Below are 20957 nucleotides of genomic sequence, written 5' to 3' on the forward strand. Positions count from 1 at the left end.
ATTAGCCGATCTGCAAAACCCGAGCCATGGCTTCATCGCCTTCTTTGGCCGTGGTCATCATCTTGACGTGCAGTTCGAATTGCCGAGACAGCGCCAGCACCGAGGTCATTTCCTCGACGGCATTGACGTTACTGTTCTCAAGGAAGCCCGACACCAGCTTGACGTTGGCATCGGCCGGCGCCGGTTGGCCGGTGGTGGTATGAATCAGACCGTCCGGGCCTTTGGTCATGGTCTTGAGATCAGGATTGACCATCTTGATCCGGTCAACTTCAGCCATCACCCGCGGGCCTTCGCCCATGGCGCGAATGGAGATGGTGCCGTCTTCACCGACCTCGATCTTCTGCTCTGGCGGTACGGCAATCGGCCCGCCGTTGCCCATCACCGGCATACCGTTGCCGGCACGCAGCACGCCCAAGGCGTCGATGTTCATGCTCGCGGTACGCACGTAGGCTTCGCTGCCGTCGGGTGCTTGCACAGCGATAAAGCCGTCGCCACCGATGGCCACGTCGAGGTCACGGCCGGTTTCCATCAAGGAGCCCGGGGTGAAATCGGTCGCTGGGCGCTCGGTCATGGCATAGGCGCGCGCCGGAAAGCTGTCACCGAACACCGGCATCGAACGCGCCTGCTCCAGGTCACGCTGAAAACCGCTGGTAGAAATGTTCGCCAGGTTGTTGGCATGAGCCTTTTGCGCCAGCGCGTTCTGGCTGGCGCCGGTCATGGCCACGTAAAGCATCTTGTCCACAGGATCTCCTCTGCACGAACCCTTGTCGCGCTGCCACCTTGACAAGCATTAAGCAATTATCGAACCAGAGCGGGCAAAGCCCCGTAATCCGGGGCCTTGAGGAAGGACGCCAGGCATCTGCCGTCAGTTTGTCGGCGAACTGTTGCCGCCAGCGGCAATGGCCGCCTTACCAGGTGCGGCAACCGGCGTTGTTATACGGCCCCGAATGGCGCACCCAGCCCTCGCCGGGATCGATCTGCGAACACATGAAGCGCCCGGTTGCCACGCTTTGCCACTGATACCAGGGCGCAGGCGCCGCGTGCGCGGCGAACACCAGCAATAGCCCCGCCAAAATGACCCAAGCCTTCACCCCAACCTCCCGACATCCTCCCCCGGTAGGAGCGGGCTTGCCCCGCGATGCGATGTGACTGACCGCTCGCTATCGCGGGGCAAGCCCGCTCCTACCAGGGGTGAAGCAAAACAAAAAAGCCCCTGCAGGCAGGGGCTTGGTAGCGTGCAACCTATCAAGTCATCTGAATGATGGTTTGCATGATGGTGCTTTCGGTGGAGATGGTTTTGGCGTTGGCCTGGTAGTTACTCTGCGCCTTGATCAGGTTGACCAGCTCACCGGTCAGATCAACGTTGGAGTCTTCCAGCGCGCCGCCATAGATCTTGCCCATTGTGCCGGTGGCCGGCTCACCAACGATTGGCACACCCGAGGCATACGACTCAGCCCAGGCAGTGCCACCCACAGGCGTCAGGCCCTGAACGTTGGCAAAGTTGGCAATCGCCACCTGACCAATCACTTTGTCCTGGCCGTTGGTGAAGTTGGCAAACAGGTTACCGCTCTGGTCGACGGTCAAGCCGCTGAGCTCACCGGTGGCATAGCCGTCCTGGTTTTTCGCAGTGGTGGCCGAGGCGGCGTTGTACTGAGTGGTCGCCAGCATATCCAGGGTCACGCCGCCCACTTTGGCGGTGGCGCCATTTTCAACCCAGTTGCCTGCCGCGTTTTTCTCGGCCGGCTTCCAGCCCGCGAGCTGGAAGGTCTTGGTATCGGTAATGGTCAGGCCACCGGTAACCGGGCCGGCAGTCATGGCGGCGGTATCGAGGCTGCCATCGGTCTTGAACGGCAGTTTGTTCACCAGCGGCGTGGTCAGCGACGGATCAGCCGGGTTGCGACCGTCAATGGTGGTGTACATGGTCCAGGAGTTGGTACCGGCATCTTTGACGAAATACTGGTTCATCTGGTGGGCATTGCCCTGACTGTCATAGACGTCGGTGTTGAAGGTGTAGTTGTAGCTACCGACTTCACCTGGGTTGAACGGCGAAATCTTTGGCTCGACGGCACTGGAGTTCAGGTTCAGGGTTTCACTGATCCGCCCGGTTGGGTTCGGCGCGAGGTTGGAGGTGTCGATCTGCAGATCGGTGAGCACACCCTTGACGACCTTGCCGTCGCCATCAACACCATAACCCTGCAGCTTGGCTCCTTGAGCGTTAACGATGTTGCCTGCTTTGTCGCTATAGAACGCACCGGCACGGGTGTAGACCTTGGTGCCGTTGTCGCTCATGGCGAAGAAGCCGTTGCCATCGATCGCCAGGTCCAGGCTCTGACCGGTGCCGCTGAAGTTACCCTGGGTGAACATCTGCGACACGGCGGCGGTGGTCACGCCGCTGCCGATAGTCGTGCGACCGCTGGTACCGCGAATCGACGAGGCATACTGGTCGGCAAATTCGGTGCGCGACGATTTGAAGCCAGTGGTGGCAACGTTGGCAATGTTGTTGCCGGTTACGCCCAGGGCTTTGTTTGCTGCGTAAAGTCCGCTCAGACCGATATTGAAAGACATGTGCTCACTCCTGCCGCTGTATCGGCCCTAGATTCCAATGGATTGAATTTTCGACAGCCCGATGCTGCCGAGCCCAGCCAGGTTCAGCATCATCTCCGAACCGTTGCTGCCCATGGTTACGCTGCTGACCGAAGCCGGCAGGTTGGTGGTCATCGTTTTCGCTACACCATCGATGGTGCCCGAGGCCTTGAAGGTGTAGGTGCCGGCCGGTGCTACTTCGCCGTCACTGTCCTTGCCGTCCCAGGTGAAGTCGACCTTGCCGCCCTTCTGGCTACCCAGTTCGAGCGTACGCACCAGGTCGCCGTCACTGTTATAGATACCGACGGTGGTCAGGGTGCTGGACGAAGTCAGGTTCATCGACCCCTTCATCTCTTTGCTGGTATCGACCACTGCTTTGTCGGTTTCTACCACCACATTGCGACCCACCAGCGAAGACGCCTGCAGGGCAATCGACGACAAGAATGCACCACCGATAGTGGCGACCGATTCATTGAGGGTCTGCATGCTTTCCAGGCTGCTGAACTGCGCCAACTGCGCAACGAACTCGCCGTTCTCCTGAGGATCGAGCGGGTTCTGGTTCTTCATCTGCGTTACCAGCAGTTGCAGAAACGCATCTTTACCCAAGGCGCTGCCGGCGTTACCGGTATTGGGGTTATTACCCGTGGTCTCAGGCTTTTGCAGCGACTGCAACACCGCATTGCTGACACCTGCGGTCGTGTTGGTTGTGGTCATACGCCTACTCCTGTTACTGACCCAGGGTCAGGACCTTCTGCATCATGGTCTTGGCCGTGTTCATCAACTCGGCGTTGGTCTGGAACGAGCGGCTGGCCGAGATCATGTCGGCCATTTCTTCGACCACGTTGACGTTCGGGTAGTAGACATAGCCGTCTTTGTTCGCAGCAGGATGGTTAGGCTCGTAGCGCGCCTCAAGGTTGCTTTGATCCTCGACCACACCCAGCACCTGAACGCCCTGCCCGGCTGCGTCCTGATCCTGGAACAACGACTGACTGACACCGCCCTGGGCTTGCTGGAAGGTGGTGGCAAATACCGGGTGACGTGCGCGGTAGGTCTGATCGATGCTCGAGGACACCGTCTCGGCGTTGGCAATGTTCGAAGCGACGGTGTTCAGACGCGTGGTCTGGGCGCTCATGCCGCTACCGGCAATGTTGAAGACACTGGCGAGGGACATGACTTACTCTCCGCGCAGGGCCGATACCAGCCCTTTGAATTTACTGTTGAGCAGCGTAAAGCTGGCCTGGAAACCCACGGCGTTTTCCGCATAGCTCGATTGCTCAAGCTGGGCATCAACGGTGTTCTGGTCGATCGACGGCTGCATCGGCGTGCGGTACTGCAGGGTCTCATCACCCATGCTCAGCCCTTCGGCTTCGATGTGCCGGGCGTTGGTCCGGTCCAGCGCGAAATGGCCCTTGCTGGTCTGCTCGGCCTGGGCGGCCAGCACCGAAGCGAAGTCCATGTCACGCGCCTTGTAGTTCGGCGTGTCGGCGTTAGCGATGTTGTTGGCCAGCACCTCGGCGCGCTGAGCGCGAAAGCCCAGTGCCTTTTCGTGAATGCCAAGCGCTTTGTCGAAGCTGATGCTCATGTCGGGGAAACCTTCGAAGGTTTTTCGTTGACTGAGCTAGAGCAAGAGCCATGCCAAAAAACAAAACCCCGTAAATACGGGGTTTTAAGGGGATTGCCGGTGGCGGCAATGCCAGAAAAGCGGCAAAGGCTTTCCGCCGGGCGCCAGCAAAGCGGCAATTGCCGCCTACTGTGGGAGCGGGCTTGCCCCGCGAAGCGATGTGTCAGGTCAATCGCTATCGCGGGGCAAGCCCGCTCCTACAGGTTATTTGGCTTGGTAGATGATGCCTGGGCTGCACTGAACCATCTGGTAATGATCCGGCAAACCGTTGAGCGCCTCGGAAGCGCCAAGAAACAGATAACCACCCGGTTTCAGCGTGCTATGAATGCGCAGCAAAATGTCTTTCTTGACCTGAGCCGAGAAGTAGATCAGCACGTTGCGGCAGAACACGATGTCGAACTTGCCCAGGCTGGCGTAGCTATCAAGCAGGTTGAACGAGCGAAATTCCACCCGGCTGCGAATCGGCGCCTTGACCGCCCAACGCCCTGGCGCTTTCACATCGAAGTAACGCTGCAGGCGCTCCTGCGATAAGCCACGGGCAATCGCCAGGCTGTCGTACTCACCGGTTTTGCAGTTGGTCAGCATGGCCCCCGACAGGTCGGTGGCAACAATCTGCGCGCCCATCTTCAACTGGCCAATGTTGCTGCGCTCGAACTCGTCGATCGCCATGGAAATCGAATACGGCTCCTGCCCCGACGAACAAGCCGCCGACCAGATGCGCAAGCGCTGGCCAGGGTTGGCTTTGATCTGCTCAGGCAAGACCTTGTTCTTCAGCACTTCAAACGGGTAGGTGTCGCGAAACCATAGGGTTTCGTTGGTGGTCATGGCGTCCACCACCTGCTCGCGCAAACCGCTGCGCGGCTGGCTTTGAATGCGCTGTACCAGTTCGGTCAGGGTTTTGATGCCCTGCTGCTCCATCAGCTTGTTGAGACGGCTGGAGACCAGGTACTGCTTATTTTCGCCCAGCAGGATGCCACAGGCTTTTTCCAGGAAGACCCGGAACTGTTCGAAATCCAAATTACCCGTAGACAATGGTGCCGCCTCTTAAATCATGTGAACCGCCAGGGGTTACCCCCTGGCCGTTAGTGCGTGGCCTTGATGCGATCGACGACGCGCTGAGCGAGGTCGTCGGGCTTGAACTTGGCCAGGAAATCATCCGCCCCGACCTTCTTGACCATCGCCTGGTTGAACACTCCGGAGAGCGAAGTATGCAGGATGATGTGCAATTTTTGCATGCGCGGGTCGCTGCGGATCTCGGCCGTCAGGGTGTAGCCGTCCATCTCCGGCATCTCGATATCGGAGATCATCATCAGGAATTCTTCTTCCGGACGCTTGCCCTCATCGACCAGCTTGCGCAGGTATTCGAGCGCCTGGCGGCCATCGTTGAGCGCCACCACTTCCACCCCGACCGTCTGCAGGCAACGACTGACTTGCTTGCGCGCCACCGACGAATCATCGACCGTCAGCACCCGCAGCAGTACCGCCTTGTCCTGCACTTCGGCATCCACCACACCCGCAGAGATCGACTCGGAGGTTGGCGCGACTTCGGCGAGGATCTTCTCCACGTCGATGATCTCGACCATCTTGTTGTCGACCCGGGTCACGGCGGTCAGGTAGTGATCGCGGCCAGTCCCCTTGGGTGGCGGATGGATCTCTTCCCAGTTCATGTTGACGATGCGTTCCACCGAGTGCACCAGAAAACCCTGGGTCTTGGTGTTGTACTCGGTGATGATCACGAAGCTCTTGCTGACATCTTCACTCAGACCGGGCATACCGGTCGCCATCGCCAGATCGAGGATCGGGATGGTTGCCCCACGAATATTCGCGACACCGCGCACTACCGGGTTGGACTTGGGCATCACCGTCAAGGGTGGGCACTGCAGCACCTCCCGCACCTTGAACACGTTAATCCCGTAGAGCTGCTCGCCATTGAGGCGGAACAACAACAGCTCCAGACGATTCTGTCCAACCAGTTGCGTGCGCTGGTTCACCGAATCCATTACACCCGCCATGCCAGACTCCTTCACCAAACGCTTCAAGCTTTGTACCCAGTGTCGGCACGCGCTTTGCTTTTTTTAATCGTATGAACACGAAAACGACATTTTTCCGACGCCTGACCTGCCCGCTGCCCGGCCTCCTTGCTGCGCTGTGCTTGCTGGTCCCTGGCGTTCGCCCTCTGGCTGACACTTTTACCTTGCCTGAACAGCTTATCGGTGTCACCCAAGGGTTTCTTGAATTCACCGTGGAAGACTACCTGGCCAGCAGCCAGACCGAAGGCCGCTACGAGATTCAGGTCAACACCCTCGACCCGCGCCTGCGCATGCCGCTGTGCGACCGGCAACTGGATGCCTCGCTGGAAAGCCCGGCACAACCGTTGGGCCGTGTGACGGTGCGAGTACGCTGTGAAGGCACGTCGCCCTGGACAGTTTTTGTTCCCGCCCAGGTACGCCTGTTTCGCAATGTCGTTACCGTGGCGCGCCCACTCAAGCGCGAAAGCATTGTTGGTGAGCAAGACGTCATCCTGCGCGAACGCGATGTCGGCCTGCTCAACCAGGGGTTTCTCAGCAGCCTTGATCAGGCCGTCGGACTCAAAGTCGTCCGACCGACGGTCATGGATCAGGTGCTGACCCCGCAACATCTGGAGCAGGCTGAAGTGATCCGCAAGGGCGACCAGGTGGTGATTACCGCGCGCAGCGGCACCCTCAGCGTGCGCATGCCTGGCGAAGCCTTGAGCAAAGGCGGCCAGAGCGAGCAGATCCGGGTACGCAACCTCAATTCCAAACGGGTGGTCAAGGCCAGGGTAACCGGGCCGGGACAGGTCGAAGTGGCCATGTAAACGAGGAAACCGAGAAGAACGCTAGCGGTCAGGAACTGCTTTTCCTAAACTGTGTCCATTGGGTGCCCCGAACGTAGTGCGCAGTTTGTAGATATTTGCGCCTAAAGTTTCTTTCGGTTTGGCCGAAAACAAGGCAAGCGTCCCTATACCCAGAGGTTTTCTGATCATGGTCATCGACTTTAGTCGTTTGAATAACTCTCCGTCGGTTGCCGGCGTGCGCACTGGCAACAGCCAGGAAAGCACCGCCAGCAACACCGCAGCCAAGGCCGACAGCGTCAGCCAGGCCGGCACCAGCGGGGAAACCGTACACCTGAGCCACGAGGCCCAGCAGTTGCAAAAGGTCAGCGATAAGCTGCGCGACCAGCCCGTTGTCAACAGCGCCCGCGTGGCGGAGTTGAAACAAGCTATCGCCGACGGCAGCTACCAGGTCGACAGCAGTCGTGTCGCCAGCAAACTGCTTAATTTCGAAGCCCAGCGCTAGCCCCTGGCGCGCTGACTTCAGGACGCTTGAACCAAAGAGCCAGCTATGCACGACACTACCTTGCTGCAATTGATCGAAGACGATTTTGCGCCAGCGCAACAAATGCTTGAATTGCTGCAGACCGAAGCAATCGCCCTGCTCGGTCGCGACATGCCACTGCTGGAAACCCTGCTGGCACGCAAGCAATCGCTGGTTATTCTTCTCGAACAGCAAGGTCGGCGCCGCAGTCAACTGCTCGCCAGTCTCGGCTTGAGCCAGGACCGCGAAGGCGTACAGCAGTTGGCCAGCCAGTCGCCAGTGGGCGAACGCCTCCTGCAGCAACTCGATGCGCTGAGCAAAATGCTCGCCGATTGCCAGGTGATCAACGAGCGCAACGGCCGCTCGATCCAGCTTCAGCAAAGCAGCACCGCCAACCAGATCAGAATCCTCATGGGCGGCGAATCACCGTCGCTCTACGACGCTCGCGGGTCGACCTCCCCTCTTGCCAAACCTCGGGCGCTCAGCCAGGTTTGATTCCCTGTATCAAGGCACGGAACATACTGGCAAAATGCCGTTACTTGCGTGTGCCGTTTTTGCCTGGAGATTGATTACCCGTGTTCAATGAAGCAGAAGCTCCGCAGCCGCCAAAGGTCCTGACTACTCCTTTGGAAATTGCCGCTAACTTGCGGTCGCTACAAGAGAGCCATGACCCGTTAATCATCACGTTCCACGAGCGCAGCCAGCGCTTCCAGAGCTATGTGGTTGAAGTCGACCGCGAAAACAATCGCCTGGCGTTCGATGAAATGATCCCCCGCGATGGTGAGCGCTACCTGGAAAACGGCGAACCGTTCCGGGTCGAAGGTTTTCATGATGGTGTGCGCATTGCCTGGGAATGCAACACCGCCTTGAGCATCTGCGAGATTGATGGCCATCGCTGCTACCGTGGCGCACTGCCGACCGAAGTGGCTTACCACCAGCGGCGCAATGCCTTCCGTGCAGCATTGAAGCTGTCGCAGCTGGTGGATATCAAGCTCGATGGCGACAAGCTCAAGGGCAATGGCGAACTGCGTGGCAAGTTGCTGGACATCTCCGCCACCGGTTGCAAATTGCGCTTTGAAGGCAATGTCGAAGAGCGCCTGCAGCTGGGTCAGGTCTACGAGAAGTTTGCCGCCGGCACACCGCTGGGCTTGAGCCAGGTTGAAGTGGAGCTGCGTCACCTGCACTTTGAAGAGCGCTTCAACACCACCTTTGCCGGTGTGCGCTTTCACAACCTGAACGGGCAGATGCAACGCAAGATTGAAACCTTTGTGTATCAGCTGCAGCGTGAAGCGCGGCGGTTCGACAAAGACGATTACTGAGTTTTGGCAGATCGCGGGGCAAGCCCGCTCCTACAGGCTGGATGTGATCCACTGTGGGAGCGGGCTTGCCCCGCGATTAATTGAAGCTCACACCGACGCCGGCTTCTCCCCCTCGCCTTCACCCTCTTCCTCTTCTGTATCTTCAGCCGCCACCGGCGTTTGCATCTGATCCTGCACAACCTGCTCATCCACCCGCGGGTCGAGCGCTGCCGACAACGGCGAGCCCGCCGCCGGCATGGCCACGTGGTTGAGCGGTGCATCATCCACCTGATGCATACCGGTAACCGCCTTCGGACGAATCCGCCAGACCAGCACCAAGGCAAAGAACACAAAGAAGGCATAGAGCATCTGAGGGCCCAGCTCCTTCATGAGCACCCCCGACACCAGCGGCCCGATACTGGCGCCAACGCCATAGGTCACCAACAGCATGGCAGTGAGCGAAACACGCCGCTCACTCTCCACATGGTCATTGGAAAACGCCACGGCCAAGGGGTACAGACAGAACTGCAGTAACGACACGACAAAGCCGGCGATGAACAAGATCAGCAAAGGCACGGTTGGCATGATCGCCAGGGGCAAGGCAGCAATCGCCAGGCCCACGGCAACGCTACGGATCAACACCGCACGGTCATAGCGATCCGAGAGCCACCCCAACGGCCATTGCACCAGCAGACCGGCGAAGATACAGCAGCCCATGAACAAGCCGATGTACTCGGTGCTCAACCCCTGCTTGGCCGCATACACCGGTGCCAAACCGTAGAACGAGCCAACGATCAAGCCCGAGCCCAGCACCGTACTCAATGACTGTGGCACCCGCTTGATAAAGAAGCGTGGCTCCATCGGCGCCGGACGCAACGGTGCCGGGTGTATGCGTCGGGTCATTGCCACCGGCACCAGGCACAGGGCAAAACACATGGCCACCAGCATCAACAGCTCCGGCCCCAGTTGCGGGTGGGCCACCAGGATCAGTTGGCCGAGCACCAGCCCCAGGTAAGACGCGATCATGTAGCCGCTGAACACCGCCCCCCGCTGCTTGGCATCGGCCTGCTCGTTGAGCCAGCTTTCAATGACCATGTACTGGCACATCATGCCAAGGCCAACGATCACCCGCAGCACCACCCAGGCCGGCAACCAACTGACCAAGCCATGCCCTAGCACAGCCGCACCCACGATACCGGCACAGGTGGCATAGGCACGAATATGCCCGACCCGGGCAATCAGCCGGTGACCGATCTTGCCGCCCAGGGCCAGGCCGAAATAGTTGGCCGCCATCAGCGCACCGACCCAAAGGCTGTCGACATGATCGGCCGCCAGCCGCAAGGCCAGGTAGGTACTCAACAAGCCGGAGCCAATCAACATCATCAGCGCGGCGAAATACAACGCGCGAAAAGACTTCCAGATCTGTCGCATCAGCGTCCCGTACGGCCCCTTGAGCAGGTGGAAAAACTGCTTGAAAGCATAAGTGAAAATAGCGCCAGTGCAGATCGTGAAGGCAAAAAAAGGCTAGGCCTGAGCGGCCAGCACGCGACGCTCCCACGGGGTGATTTCATCAAAGAAGCTGGTCAGTTCCAGGGTCTTGGTGGCGATGTAACCATCGATGAACTCATTGCCAAACAGCTCCCGTGCAAGTGCGCTGCGCTTCAGACGCTCAAGGGCCGCATGCAGGGTACACGGCAGGCTCAACTGCTCGGGCACTTCGAACTCGCCCTGGATCGCTGGCGTCGGTTCAAGCTGCTGCTCGATCCCGTACAGACCGGCAGCAAGGCTGGCGGCGATGGCCAGGTAGGGGTTGGTATCGGCGCCAGGCAAACGGTTCTCGACGCGCCGTGCCATGGGTGAGCTGGCTGGAATTCGCAGGCCGGCTGCGCGGTTGTCCTGCGACCAGCAGGCGTTGTTCGGCGACGCATAGGGGTGGCACAAGCGTTGGTAAGAGTTGACGTTCGGCGCGAACAGCGCGGTGAAGTCAGCCATGCACGCCTGCAAACCACCGATGAAATGGTAGAAGGTCGGCGTCGGTTGGCCGTCGCCATCGCTGAACACATTGTTCTGGGTATTGATGTCCACCAGGCTCTGGTGAATGTGCATGGAACTGCCCGGGGTATGTGCCAGCGGCTTGGCCATGCACACCACGGTCAGGCCGTGCTTGAGCGCCACCTCCTTGAGCAGGTGTTTGAACAGCAAGGTCTGATCGGCCAGCAGCAACGGGTCACCATGCAACAGGTTGATCTCGAACTGGCTGACACCCATCTCATGCATAAAGGTGTCACGCGGCAAGCCCAAGGCCTCCATGCAGCGATAGACCTCGCTGAAGAACGGCCGCAGGCCATTGTTGGAGCTGACGCTGAACGCCGAGTGCCCGTCTTCACGGCGACCATCTTTGCCCACGGGCGGTAAGAATGGCTGGTGCGGATCGGTGTTGGGGGCGAAGACAAAAAACTCCAGCTCAGTGGCCACCACTGGCGCCAGGCCACGGGCGGCGTAACGCGCAATCACTGCCTTGAGCAGGCCGCGACTGGACAGCCCCGAGCTTGCACCAGAGAGTTCGACTGCATCACAAATCGCCAGCGCGCGTGGTTCGTCGCTCCAGGGCAGGCGGTGGATTTGTTGAGGGTCGGCGACCAGGGCCAGGTCGCCGTCGTCGCTGCCATAGAAGCGGGCTGCCGGGTAGCCGCCCATGATGCACTGCAGCAGCACGCCACGGGCCATCTGCAATCGGCGGCCCTCAAGAAAACCGGCAGCGGTCATTACTTTGCCGCGCGGCACGCCATTGAGGTCTGGCGTTATGCACTCGATTTCATCGATACCGGACAATCGCTCGGCGAGCGCGCACTGGCCACTGGTCGTCATGACACTATCCTTGGAAGTAGGTAGCTACAACATACGCACCGAGTGTTCAGAATTTCAAGCAGTCTCGCGGGGCAAGCCCGCCCCTGCAGGGGTGTTGGGGTAATCAGTCACCGCGCAAGGTCATGCCATTGGCCGGCAACGGCAACGCAGTTTTGTAGCGCACCTGTTTCAGGGCAAAACTGGAGCGGATATTGGCCACCCCCGGCAACCGCGTCAGGTAATCGAGGAAGCGCTCCAGCGCCTGGATGCTGGGCAGCAGTACGCGCAGCAAGTAATCCGGATCGCCGGTCATCAGGTAGCACTCCATGACCTCCGGGCGCTCGGCGATTTCTTCTTCAAAGCGATGCAGTGATTGTTCAACCTGTTTTTCGAGGCTGACATGAATGAACACATTGACATCCAGCCCCAGCACTTCCGGCGCCAGCAAGGTCACCTGCTGGCGAATGACTCCCAGCTCTTCCATGGCCTTGACCCGGTTGAAGCACGGCGTCGGCGACAGGTTGACCGAGCGCGCCAGCTCGGCATTGGTGATCCGGGCATTTTCCTGAAGGCTGTTGAGAATACCGATGTCGGTGCGATCCAGTTTGCGCATGAGATAAATTCACCTGTTTTTTATCTTTATAAGGAATGTTTATCCGCAAGCCTCAACAAAGGCAATGAACTTGAGAGAAATATTCTTCAGGCCGTTGCATATCATGTAGGACAAGACTGACTTCCTGGTCACAAGCCGGGGTGTCAGTAGCGACCGCTTCAAAGCTCAACAAAAACACAAGACAGAGCGAGCGTAAAAAAGCATGAACGAGTACGCCCCCCTGCGTCTGCATGTGCCCGAGCCTACCGGCCGGCCAGGCTGCCAGACTGATTTCTCCTACCTGCGTCTGAACGATGCCGGTTTGGTCCGTAAACCTCCCGTCGATGTAGAAGCCGCCGATACCGCGGATATCGCCTATAGCCTGATCCGCGTGCTGGACGACAAAGGCAATGCCCTGGGCCCGTGGGCCGAGGACATCAGCCCGGAAATCCTGCGCCAAGGCATGCGCACCATGCTCAAGACCCGGTTGTTCGACAGCCGCATGGTGGTTGCCCAGCGTCAGAAGAAAATGTCGTTCTACATGCAGAGCCTGGGTGAAGAAGCCATCGGCAGCGGTCAGGCGATGGCCTTGAACCGCACCGACATGTGCTTCCCCACCTACCGTCAGCAAAGCATCCTGATGGCCCGCGACGTGTCGCTGGTAGAGATGATCTGCCAGTTGCTGTCCAACGAGCGCGATCCACTCAAGGGTCGCCAACTGCCGATCATGTATTCGGTACGCGAAGCCGGCTTCTTCACCATCAGCGGCAACCTGGCGACCCAGTTCGTCCAGGCGGTGGGCTGGGCGATGGCCTCGGCGATCAAGGGCGATACCAAGATCGCATCGGCCTGGATCGGCGATGGTGCAACCGCTGAATCCGACTTCCACACTGCCCTGACCTTCGCCCACGTCTACCGTGCGCCGGTGATCCTCAACGTGGTCAACAACCAGTGGGCGATTTCCACCTTCCAGGCCATTGCCGGTGGTGAGTCGACCACCTTCGCCGGTCGCGGTGTCGGCTGCGGTATCGCTTCGCTGCGGGTCGACGGCAACGACTTCATCGCCGTGTATGCCGCCTCGCGCTGGGCCGCCGAACGCGCCCGCCGTGGCCTTGGCCCGAGCCTGATCGAGTGGGTCACCTACCGCGCTGGCCCGCACTCGACGTCGGACGATCCGTCCAAGTACCGCCCGGCCGACGACTGGAATCACTTCCCCCTGGGCGATCCGATTGCCCGCCTCAAACAGCACCTGATTGCCATCGGCCACTGGTCCGAAGAAGAGCACCAGGCGGTCACTGCCGAGCTTGAGGCCGAGATCATCGCCGCGCAGAAAGAAGCCGAGCAGTACGGCACCCTGGCCGGCGGCCAGATGCCAAGCCCCGCGTCCATGTTTGAGGATGTCTACAAGGAAATGCCGGAGCACCTGCGCCGGCAGCGCCAGGAACTGGGGATCTGACATGAACGATCACAACAACTCTATTCAGTTGGAAACCGCCATGGCGACTATCACCATGACCATGATCCAGGCCCTGCGCTCGGCCATGGACATCATGCTTGAGCGCGATGACAACGTGGTCGTCTATGGCCAGGACGTGGGCTACTTCGGCGGTGTCTTCCGTTGCACCGAAGGCTTGCAGGCCAAGTACGGCAAGTCGCGGGTGTTCGATGCGCCGATCTCGGAAAGCGGCATCGTCGGCACGGCCGTGGGCATGGGCGCCTATGGCTTGCGCCCGGTGGTCGAGATTCAGTTCGCCGACTACTTCTACCCGGCTTCCGACCAGATCGTTTCGGAAATGGCACGCCTGCGCTATCGCTCGGCGGGCGAATTCGTTGCCCCGCTGACCCTGCGCATGCCCTGCGGTGGCGGCATCTACGGTGGCCAGACCCACAGCCAGAGCCCCGAGGCGATGTTCACCCAAGTCTGCGGCCTGCGCACGGTGATGCCGTCCAACCCGTATGACGCCAAAGGCCTGCTGATTGCCTCGATCGAAAATGACGACCCGGTGATCTTCCTCGAGCCCAAGCGCCTGTACAACGGCCCGTTCGACGGCCACCACGACCGCCCGGTTACGCCGTGGTCGAAACACCCGGCCAGCGCTGTGCCGGATGGCTACTACACCGTGCCGTTGGACAAAGCTGCCATCACCCGCCCCGGCAATGACGTCACCGTTCTGACCTACGGCACCACCGTGTACGTGTCGCAAGTGGCTGCCGAAGAAACCGGCGTCGATGCCGAAGTCATCGACCTGCGCAGCCTATGGCCACTGGACCTGGAAACCATCGTCGCCTCGGTGAAAAAGACCGGGCGCTGCGTGGTCGTCCACGAAGCCACACGCACCTGCGGTTTCGGTGCCGAGCTGATCTCGCTGGTTCAGGAACACTGCTTCCATCACCTCGAAGCGCCGATCGAACGCGTTACGGGTTGGGACACCCCCTACCCGCACGCGCAAGAGTGGGCGTATTTCCCCGGCCCTTCACGCGTGGGCGCGGCATTGAAACGGGTTATGGAGGTCTGAATGGGCACGCACGTCATCAAGATGCCAGACATTGGCGAAGGCATCGCACAAGTAGAGCTGGTGGAATGGTTCGTCAAAGTTGGCGACACCGTCACTGAAGACCAGGTAGTGGCCGATGTCATGACCGACAAAGCCACGGTAGAAATCCCCTCGCCGGTCAGCGGCAAAGTCCTCGCCCTGGGTGGCCAGCCCGGCGAAGTCATGGCCGTGGGCAGCGAACTGATCCGCATTGAAGTCGAAGGCGCCGGCAACCTCCAGGAAAGCCCGAGCAAACCCGCTGAACTCACCACCCCAGCCCCTGCTGTTGCCCCGGTGGGAGCGGGCTTGCCCCGCGAAGAGGCCAGCAAACCTGTCACCCCAACGCCAACCACCCACCAACCCGCCGCCATCGTCCCCCGCGATGCCAACGAACGCCCCCTGGCCTCCCCAGCCGTGCGCAAACGCGCCCTGGACGCCGGCATCGAACTGCGGTACGTCCACGGCAGCGGCCCGGCCGGGCGTATCCTCCACGAAGACCTCGACGCCTTCCTCACCCAGCCGACCCGCGCCACGTCAGGCGCGCCGACGGGTTACAGCAAGCGCAGCGACAGCGAACAGATCCCGGTCATCGGCCTGCGCCGCAAAATCGCCCAGCGCATGCAGGATGCCAAACGCCGCGTCGCGCACTTCAGCTATGTCGAAGAAATCGACGTAACCGCCGTAGAAGAACTGCGCCAGCACCTGAACAAAAAGTGGGGCGACAGCCGCGGCAAGCTGACCCTGCTGCCGTTCCTGGTGCGTGCCATGGTTCTGGCCCTGCGCGAGTTCCCGCAAATCAACGCCACCTACGACGATGAAGCCCAGGTCATTACCCGCCATGGCGCGGTGCATGTCGGCATCGCCACCCAGGGCGACAACGGCTTGATGGTTCCGGTGCTGCGCCACGCCGAAGCCGGCAGCCTGTGGAGCAACGCTGGCGAGATCGTGCGCCTGGCCAATGCGGCGCGTGGCAACAAGGCCAGCCGTGAAGAACTGTCGGGCTCGACCATTACCCTGACCAGCCTCGGCGCGTTGGGCGGCATTGTCTCCACCCCGGTGGTGAACACTCCGGAAGTGGCGATTGTCGGCGTCAACCGCATGGTTGAACGGCCCATGGTGATCAATGGCCAGATCGTCATCCGCAAGATGATGAACCTGTCCAGCTCGTTCGATCACCGGGTGGTTGACGGCATGGACGCGGCACTCTTCATCCAGGCCATTCGCGGCCTGCTCGAACAACCTGCCAGCCTGTTTGTGGAGTGACCATGCAAGCGACCCTCAACACCACCCTGCTGATCATCGGTGGCGGCCCTGGCGGTTACGTGGCGGCCATCCGTGCTGGTCAACTGGGCATCCCCACCATTCTGGTCGAAGGCCAGGCTTTGGGCGGCACCTGCCTGAACATCGGCTGCATTCCGTCCAAAGCGCTGATTCATGTCGCTGAGCAGTTCCACCAGACTCAGCTGCACAGCCAGCAGTCGAACCTCGGCATCAAGGTCTCACCGCCCAGTCTGGACATCGGCCAGAGCGTGGCCTGGAAAGACGGCATCGTTGACCGCCTGACCAGTGGCGTCGCCGCCCTGCTGAAAAAGCACGGGGTAAAAGTGATTCATGGCTGGGCGAAGATCCTCGACGGCAAAAGTGTTGACGTCGATGGCCAACGCATCCAGTGCGAGCACTTGTTGCTGGCCACCGGCTCCAGCAGCGTCGAGCTGCCGATGTTGCCGCTAGGCGGCGCGGTAATCTCCTCCACCGAAGCCCTGGCACCGAAAGCCCTGCCCAAGCACCTGACGGTGGTCGGCGGTGGTTACATTGGCTTGGAGCTGGGCATTGCCTACCGCAAACTCGGCGTTGAGGTGAGCGTGGTTGAAGCGCGCGAGCGCATCTTGCCAACCTACGACAGCGAACTGACGGCACCGGTGGCCGAGTCGATCAAAAAGCTCGGCATCACCCTGTACCTCAAGCACAGTGTTGAAGGCTTCGATGCCGCCAGCCAGCGCCTGCAAGTCCGTGACCCGGCGGGTGAGCTGCTGCAGCTGTCGACCGATCAGGTACTGGTCGCCGTCGGCCGCAAACCGCGCACCCAGGGTTTCAACCTGGAAAGCCTGGCACTGAAAATGAACGGCGCGGCCATCGCCATCGACGAACGTTGCCAGACCAGCATGCGCAACGTCTGGGCGATCGGCGACCTCAGCGGTGAACCAATGCTCGCCCACCGGGCCATGGCCCAGGGCGAGATGGTTGCGGAAATCATCGCCGGCAAAACGCGTCGCTTTGAACCCAGCGCCATTGCTGCCGTGTGCTTCACCGACCCGGAACTGGTGGTCGTCGGCAAGACCCCGGAGCACGCTGAACAGGAAGGCCTGGACTGCATCGTTGCGCAGTTCCCGTTCGCCGCCAATGGCCGGGCCATGACCCTGGAATCGAAAAGCGGATTTGTCCGCGTGGTCGCGCGTCGTGACAACCACCTGATCCTCGGCTGGCAAGCCGTCGGCGTGGGTGTCTCGGAATTGTCGACGGCGTTTGCCCAGTCACTGGAAATGGGCGCGCGCCTGGAGGACGTGGCGGGCACCATTCATGCACATCCGACCCTTGGCGAGGCCGTTCAGGAAGCGGCTTTGCGCGCCTTAGGTCACGCCCTGCACCTGTAACACACTGAAGCGGCTGCGGCCGATTTGACCCGCTGCGCGCAAGCGCCGCGGGTCTTTTTTTTTGAGGCACGGTAGGAACGGGCTTGCCCCGCGATAGTGGTTTGCCTGTTACAACGCATCGCGGGGCAAGCCCGCTCCTACTGTTGCTTCCGTTTTTATCCAATCGACGAACGCGCGCACTTCCGGACGCTGCAGAGTGTCGGCACGGCTGACCAGGTAGTAGGCAAATCGCGACGGCCAGGGCTTGTCCAAGGCGACGACCAGCTTTCCGGCATCAATGTCCTCTTGCGCATGGGTGTCCTGCACCAGGGCAATACCCTGCCCCGCTGCCGCGGCACGCAACAACAGAAGGTCCTCTTCAAAGCTCATTCCAGGCCGCGCCTCATCCCCCACTTGAACACCGTGGGCCTGTAGCCAGAGTGCCCAGTCCGCGCGGTCGCCATCCTGCAACAACGGGTACTTGAGACAGTCGGCCGGCTCGGCAACCGCTGCCCCCTGGGCGAGCAGCTGTGGACTGGCTACCGGCAACAACACCGGCGCCATCAACCGGATCGACTCCAGCCCCGGGTAATGACCCAAACCGTGGCGCAGGGCGACATCAATGCGGTCATGCTTGAAATCCACCAGCGTCGCCGCGGCTTCAATCCGCACTTCGATCTCTGGGTGCAAGGCACTGAAGCGTCCAATTCTCGGCACCAACCATGCCGCGGCAAACGAAGGCACCGTGCTGATGGTGAGGCTTTTTTCGCCGCTCAGATTTTCCAGTGTCGCATAGGATTTTTCGATCAGCTCAAATCCACGCATCAGGTTGAGGTGTACCCGCGCGCCCGCGTCCGTCAGATGCACCCCATGGTGAACACGGACAAACAGCGCAACCCCCAGGCGCTCTTCCAGCAAGCGGATCTGTTGGCTGATGGCGCCCGGCGTCACTCCCAACCGATCTGCCGCGGCCTTCAAGCTACCCAGACGTCCTGTCTCGGTAAAAGCACGCAATGCCAGCAACGGTAAAACTGCTCCCACGGGCAACAACCTCAGATTAGAGAATCTAAACACACAGGCGAGAAATCATCGTTTCTCACGCGTGCAGCGGTTTCCTAGGATAGCCAAGCAAAAACATCACAGGAAGTGGCAGATGAGCAGCCCTGAACAGCCCCATAACAGCGATAGCTCACCTAATGCTTTCATGAACGCCCTCATGCTTAGAGAATCGGCATGCACCAGACAATAAACCTCACTGCTAGCCGTGGCGCCAGCGCACCCGTCTTCATCAACCACCCGGGCTACAACCGGATGTTTGCAGCAGAGCAACTGACGCTGGGCATTTTCCTGCCGCTGCGTTTCTATGCTGGCGACATGAGCGTCCTGGCCGGGCAAACCGATCGCGTGATCGACATCGAGCGCCTCGGATTCGCGGCAGTCTGGGTACGCGACATTCCTCTGTTTGATCCGGGCTTCGGCGATGCCGGGCAGGTCTTCGATCCGTTTACCTACCTGGCTTACCTGGCCGCCAGAACCCGCCACATTGCCCTGGCCACCGGCAGCGCGGTCTTCTCCCTGCGTCACCCGATTGATCTGGCCAAGGCCTCTTCAACCATCGATCAATTGTCCGGCGGGCGCTTGGTGATGGGTATCGCTTCGGGTGACCGCCCGCTCGAATTCCCGGCCTATGGCTTGCAACACAGTGAACGTGGTGAGCGCTTCGCCGATACGGTGGATTACTTTCGCCAACTGCTGCAGGGCCCCGAGCGGGCCATCAGCTCAACCCTCGGACAGCTCAGTGAGGCGCGGCTACTGCCCAGACCTGCCACTGGCAAAATTCCCTTGCTGGTTACCGGCTCGTCACGGCAATCAATGCCGTGGCTCGGCGAGCATGCCGATGGTTGGCTGACATTTCCGCAATCGACGCACACCAGCGCTGGCCCAGCTCAGCTTGCCGAGAAGATCCGCGCCTGGCGCCAGCATATTCCGGATCAGGGCTTTCGCCCGCATGTCACCAACGAGTGGATCGACCTCGACGAAAACCCGAACTACCCTCGCACCCCGCTGCGCGGCGGCTACGTACTCAAGACGGGTCGCAAGGGCTTGATCGAGCTACTGGGGGAATGGCGCGATGCTGGAGTCAATCACGCCGCACTCGGCATCCATCTGGCTCAACGCCCGGCGCGCGAGATCATCGAAGAACTCGGCGAAGAGGTCCTGCCCTTGTTCCCCACTCACCATGGCCCACAAGCGCTGGCACAACACTGGTGATCAGCACGCCCACGGCCTATCGCAGTGAGCATTCACTCGGCGATACAGTTTTTGCCTGCCGACTTGGCCCGGTACAACGCCTGATCCGCCCGCGACAGCAGCTGTTGCTGGCCCTCCCCTTCATGGCGCTCTACCACGCCGTAGCTCATGGTGAGTTGATAGTCACCCATAGCAGGCGCCTGCTCCAGTGCCTGGCGGATCGTGCTTGCCATCTGGTGTGCATGAGCCAGTGACGCGTCGACCAGCACCACAACAAACTCATCGCCACCCCAACGGGCAAGCAGCTCGGTTCCATGCAAGCAACCTTTGATCCGCGCCACCAGATCGATCAGTACGCTGTCACCCCGTGCATGACCGTAACGATCATTGATCGGCTTGAAATCATCCAGATCCATCACGATCAACGACAGCGGATGGCGATATCGCCGGGCGCGCTCGCACTCTTGCTGCAGGACTTTTTCCAGACGATAGCGGTTGGCAATCAAGGTCAGCGCATCGCGTTCGGCCAGGTCGCGGTTCTCGTCCAGTTGGCGCTGCAGTTGTTGATTGACCCACGACAGCTCTTGCGTACGCTCGGCCACCAGCGCTTCGAGTGACGAATTCTGTTGTTCCAGTTGCTGCAGCAGACGTTTGCTGGCGTCGATATTACGGTGCGCCCCCAGCATCCGCGCCACCGCCCCATCCGGATTGCGCGCGATGATATGGCCGCTGTCTTCAATCCACAGGTAGCTGCCATCCTGACACTTGCAGCGGTACTGCACCCGATACGCTTCAGCCTGCCCGGTGATATAGGCTTCAAAATGCGCCATCACCCGCGGGTAATCCTCGGGGTGAATAACGCTTTCCCAGGTAAACACCGAATTGTCCAGCGAGTGACTGGCGTAACCGAGCATCCTGTACCAGCCAGGGTTGCGGTAGACATAACCACTGTTGGCATTCCAGTCCCAGATGCCGTCGCTGATCAGCTCCAACAGGGTTTGCAATTGCGCGTCCTCGAACGCAATGAATGGCGCCTTCGGCGCTGCCGATTCAGGTGCTTGACTCATGGGCTCTCTCCCTTGTCCCGGACGACTACGTCCCACCTTGTAGTGGCGCTGGCGTGAGAGTGGCGTTGCCGTCGACGGCAAACTTTTTCCCCTTGCAGGCAAAAAGGTACCGAGCAGACGTTGCCAGACACTCGCGTGCGCCCTTACATACTAGAACCTTGAGCGCTTTTAACCAGCTGGCACAGCGATTGCTGTCGCTC

General features: G+C 60.3%; 22 protein-coding genes. 9 read left to right on the forward strand and 13 right to left on the reverse strand.

From position 1 onward, the window contains the following. Window position 1: 1 nt before the first annotated feature. The 8 genes from ACP6KB_RS19690 to ACP6KB_RS19725 all read right to left on the reverse strand — a co-directional run bounded on the left by ACP6KB_RS19690 (window position 2) and on the right by ACP6KB_RS19725 (window position 6216). The gene (locus tag ACP6KB_RS19690) at window positions 2–742 is read right to left on the reverse strand and encodes a flagellar basal body rod protein FlgF (protein WP_442108972.1); all 741 of its coding nucleotides are present in this window, start codon (window positions 740–742) and stop codon (window positions 2–4) included. Between the two features lie 166 nt (window positions 743–908). Continuing rightward, window positions 909–1091 carry a hypothetical protein gene (locus ACP6KB_RS19695; RefSeq protein ID WP_442108973.1) on the reverse strand — a complete coding sequence of 61 codons (183 nt, stop codon included), beginning with the start codon at window positions 1089–1091 and terminating at the stop codon, window positions 909–911. Between the two features lie 154 nt (window positions 1092–1245). Beyond that, on the reverse strand, window positions 1246–2565 hold the full coding sequence (gene flgE / locus ACP6KB_RS19700) for a flagellar hook protein FlgE (RefSeq protein WP_442108974.1): 1320 nt from the start codon (window positions 2563–2565) through the stop codon (window positions 1246–1248). A gap of 27 nt (window positions 2566–2592) precedes the next feature. Then, the gene (locus ACP6KB_RS19705; RefSeq protein ID WP_442108975.1) at window positions 2593–3297 is read right to left on the reverse strand and encodes a flagellar hook assembly protein FlgD; all 705 of its coding nucleotides are present in this window, start codon (window positions 3295–3297) and stop codon (window positions 2593–2595) included. Window positions 3298–3310: 13 nt separating this feature from the next. Further along, a complete protein-coding gene (gene flgC, locus ACP6KB_RS19710) occupies window positions 3311–3754 on the reverse strand; it encodes a flagellar basal body rod protein FlgC (RefSeq protein WP_045189108.1) in 444 nt (147 codons plus the stop codon). 3 nt (window positions 3755–3757) lie between these two features. Beyond that, entirely contained in the window at window positions 3758–4165 is a 408-nt protein-coding gene (gene flgB / locus ACP6KB_RS19715) for a flagellar basal body rod protein FlgB (protein WP_038996408.1), read from the reverse strand. Between the two features lie 243 nt (window positions 4166–4408). Then, window positions 4409–5236, reverse strand: a complete 828-nt coding sequence (gene cheR, locus ACP6KB_RS19720; protein ID WP_442108976.1) for a protein-glutamate O-methyltransferase CheR — start codon at window positions 5234–5236, stop codon at window positions 4409–4411. Window positions 5237–5286: 50 nt separating this feature from the next. Further along, window positions 5287–6216 carry a chemotaxis protein CheV gene (locus ACP6KB_RS19725; RefSeq protein ID WP_038613417.1) on the reverse strand — a complete coding sequence of 310 codons (930 nt, stop codon included), beginning with the start codon at window positions 6214–6216 and terminating at the stop codon, window positions 5287–5289. 71 nt (window positions 6217–6287) lie between these two features. Between ACP6KB_RS19725 and flgA the strand changes: the two genes are divergently transcribed. From flgA to ACP6KB_RS19745, 4 genes are all read left to right on the forward strand, one after another. Beyond that, the gene (gene flgA / locus ACP6KB_RS19730) at window positions 6288–7040 is read left to right on the forward strand and encodes a flagellar basal body P-ring formation chaperone FlgA (protein WP_442108977.1); all 753 of its coding nucleotides are present in this window, start codon (window positions 6288–6290) and stop codon (window positions 7038–7040) included. Window positions 7041–7206: 166 nt separating this feature from the next. Further along, window positions 7207–7521 carry a flagellar biosynthesis anti-sigma factor FlgM gene (flgM, locus tag ACP6KB_RS19735; RefSeq protein WP_442108978.1) on the forward strand — a complete coding sequence of 105 codons (315 nt, stop codon included), beginning with the start codon at window positions 7207–7209 and terminating at the stop codon, window positions 7519–7521. Between the two features lie 45 nt (window positions 7522–7566). Beyond that, entirely contained in the window at window positions 7567–8034 is a 468-nt protein-coding gene (locus ACP6KB_RS19740) for a flagella synthesis protein FlgN (protein ID WP_442108979.1), read from the forward strand. 80 nt (window positions 8035–8114) lie between these two features. Continuing rightward, on the forward strand, window positions 8115–8858 hold the full coding sequence (locus ACP6KB_RS19745; protein WP_442108980.1) for a flagellar brake protein: 744 nt from the start codon (window positions 8115–8117) through the stop codon (window positions 8856–8858). An 87-nt stretch (window positions 8859–8945) separates the two neighbouring features. Here the strand turns inward: ACP6KB_RS19745 and ACP6KB_RS19750 are convergent, their stop codons facing one another. From ACP6KB_RS19750 to bkdR, 3 genes are all read right to left on the reverse strand, one after another. Continuing rightward, the gene (locus ACP6KB_RS19750; protein ID WP_442108981.1) at window positions 8946–10268 is read right to left on the reverse strand and encodes an MFS transporter; all 1323 of its coding nucleotides are present in this window, start codon (window positions 10266–10268) and stop codon (window positions 8946–8948) included. Between the two features lie 93 nt (window positions 10269–10361). Next, entirely contained in the window at window positions 10362–11603 is a 1242-nt protein-coding gene (locus tag ACP6KB_RS19755) for a glutamine synthetase family protein (protein WP_442114346.1), read from the reverse strand. Between the two features lie 205 nt (window positions 11604–11808). Continuing rightward, the gene (gene bkdR, locus ACP6KB_RS19760; protein ID WP_133217334.1) at window positions 11809–12297 is read right to left on the reverse strand and encodes a Bkd operon transcriptional regulator BkdR; all 489 of its coding nucleotides are present in this window, start codon (window positions 12295–12297) and stop codon (window positions 11809–11811) included. Window positions 12298–12499: 202 nt separating this feature from the next. On the opposite strand from bkdR, the gene ACP6KB_RS19765 reads away from it, so the two are divergent. Genes ACP6KB_RS19765 through lpdA form a run of 4 tightly spaced genes read left to right on the forward strand, consistent with a single transcriptional unit; the run spans window position 12500 to window position 17461 of the window. After that, on the forward strand, window positions 12500–13732 hold the full coding sequence (locus ACP6KB_RS19765; RefSeq protein ID WP_442108982.1) for a 3-methyl-2-oxobutanoate dehydrogenase (2-methylpropanoyl-transferring) subunit alpha: 1233 nt from the start codon (window positions 12500–12502) through the stop codon (window positions 13730–13732). Between the two features lies 1 nt (window position 13733). After that, complete coding sequence (locus ACP6KB_RS19770; RefSeq protein ID WP_442108983.1) at window positions 13734–14792, forward strand: alpha-ketoacid dehydrogenase subunit beta; 1059 nt, start codon at window positions 13734–13736, stop codon at window positions 14790–14792. Next, a complete protein-coding gene (locus ACP6KB_RS19775; protein WP_442108984.1) occupies window positions 14793–16073 on the forward strand; it encodes a dihydrolipoamide acetyltransferase family protein in 1281 nt (426 codons plus the stop codon). 2 nt (window positions 16074–16075) lie between these two features. After that, window positions 16076–17461, forward strand: coding sequence for a dihydrolipoyl dehydrogenase (gene lpdA, locus ACP6KB_RS19780; RefSeq protein WP_442108985.1), 1386 nt, complete (start codon window positions 16076–16078; stop codon window positions 17459–17461). Between the two features lie 108 nt (window positions 17462–17569). Here the strand turns inward: lpdA and ACP6KB_RS19785 are convergent, their stop codons facing one another. Continuing rightward, a complete protein-coding gene (locus ACP6KB_RS19785) occupies window positions 17570–18481 on the reverse strand; it encodes a LysR substrate-binding domain-containing protein (RefSeq protein WP_442108986.1) in 912 nt (303 codons plus the stop codon). Window positions 18482–18673: 192 nt separating this feature from the next. Between ACP6KB_RS19785 and ACP6KB_RS19790 the strand changes: the two genes are divergently transcribed. Further along, a complete protein-coding gene (locus ACP6KB_RS19790) occupies window positions 18674–19711 on the forward strand; it encodes an LLM class oxidoreductase (RefSeq protein ID WP_442108987.1) in 1038 nt (345 codons plus the stop codon). 32 nt (window positions 19712–19743) lie between these two features. Here the strand turns inward: ACP6KB_RS19790 and ACP6KB_RS19795 are convergent, their stop codons facing one another. Beyond that, on the reverse strand, window positions 19744–20757 hold the full coding sequence (locus ACP6KB_RS19795) for a sensor domain-containing diguanylate cyclase (protein ID WP_442108988.1): 1014 nt from the start codon (window positions 20755–20757) through the stop codon (window positions 19744–19746). Between the last annotated feature and the right edge of the window lie 200 nt (window positions 20758–20957).

The organism is Pseudomonas sp. NUPR-001, from assembly GCF_052147955.1.
Lineage (GTDB): Bacteria > Pseudomonadota > Gammaproteobacteria > Pseudomonadales > Pseudomonadaceae > Aquipseudomonas.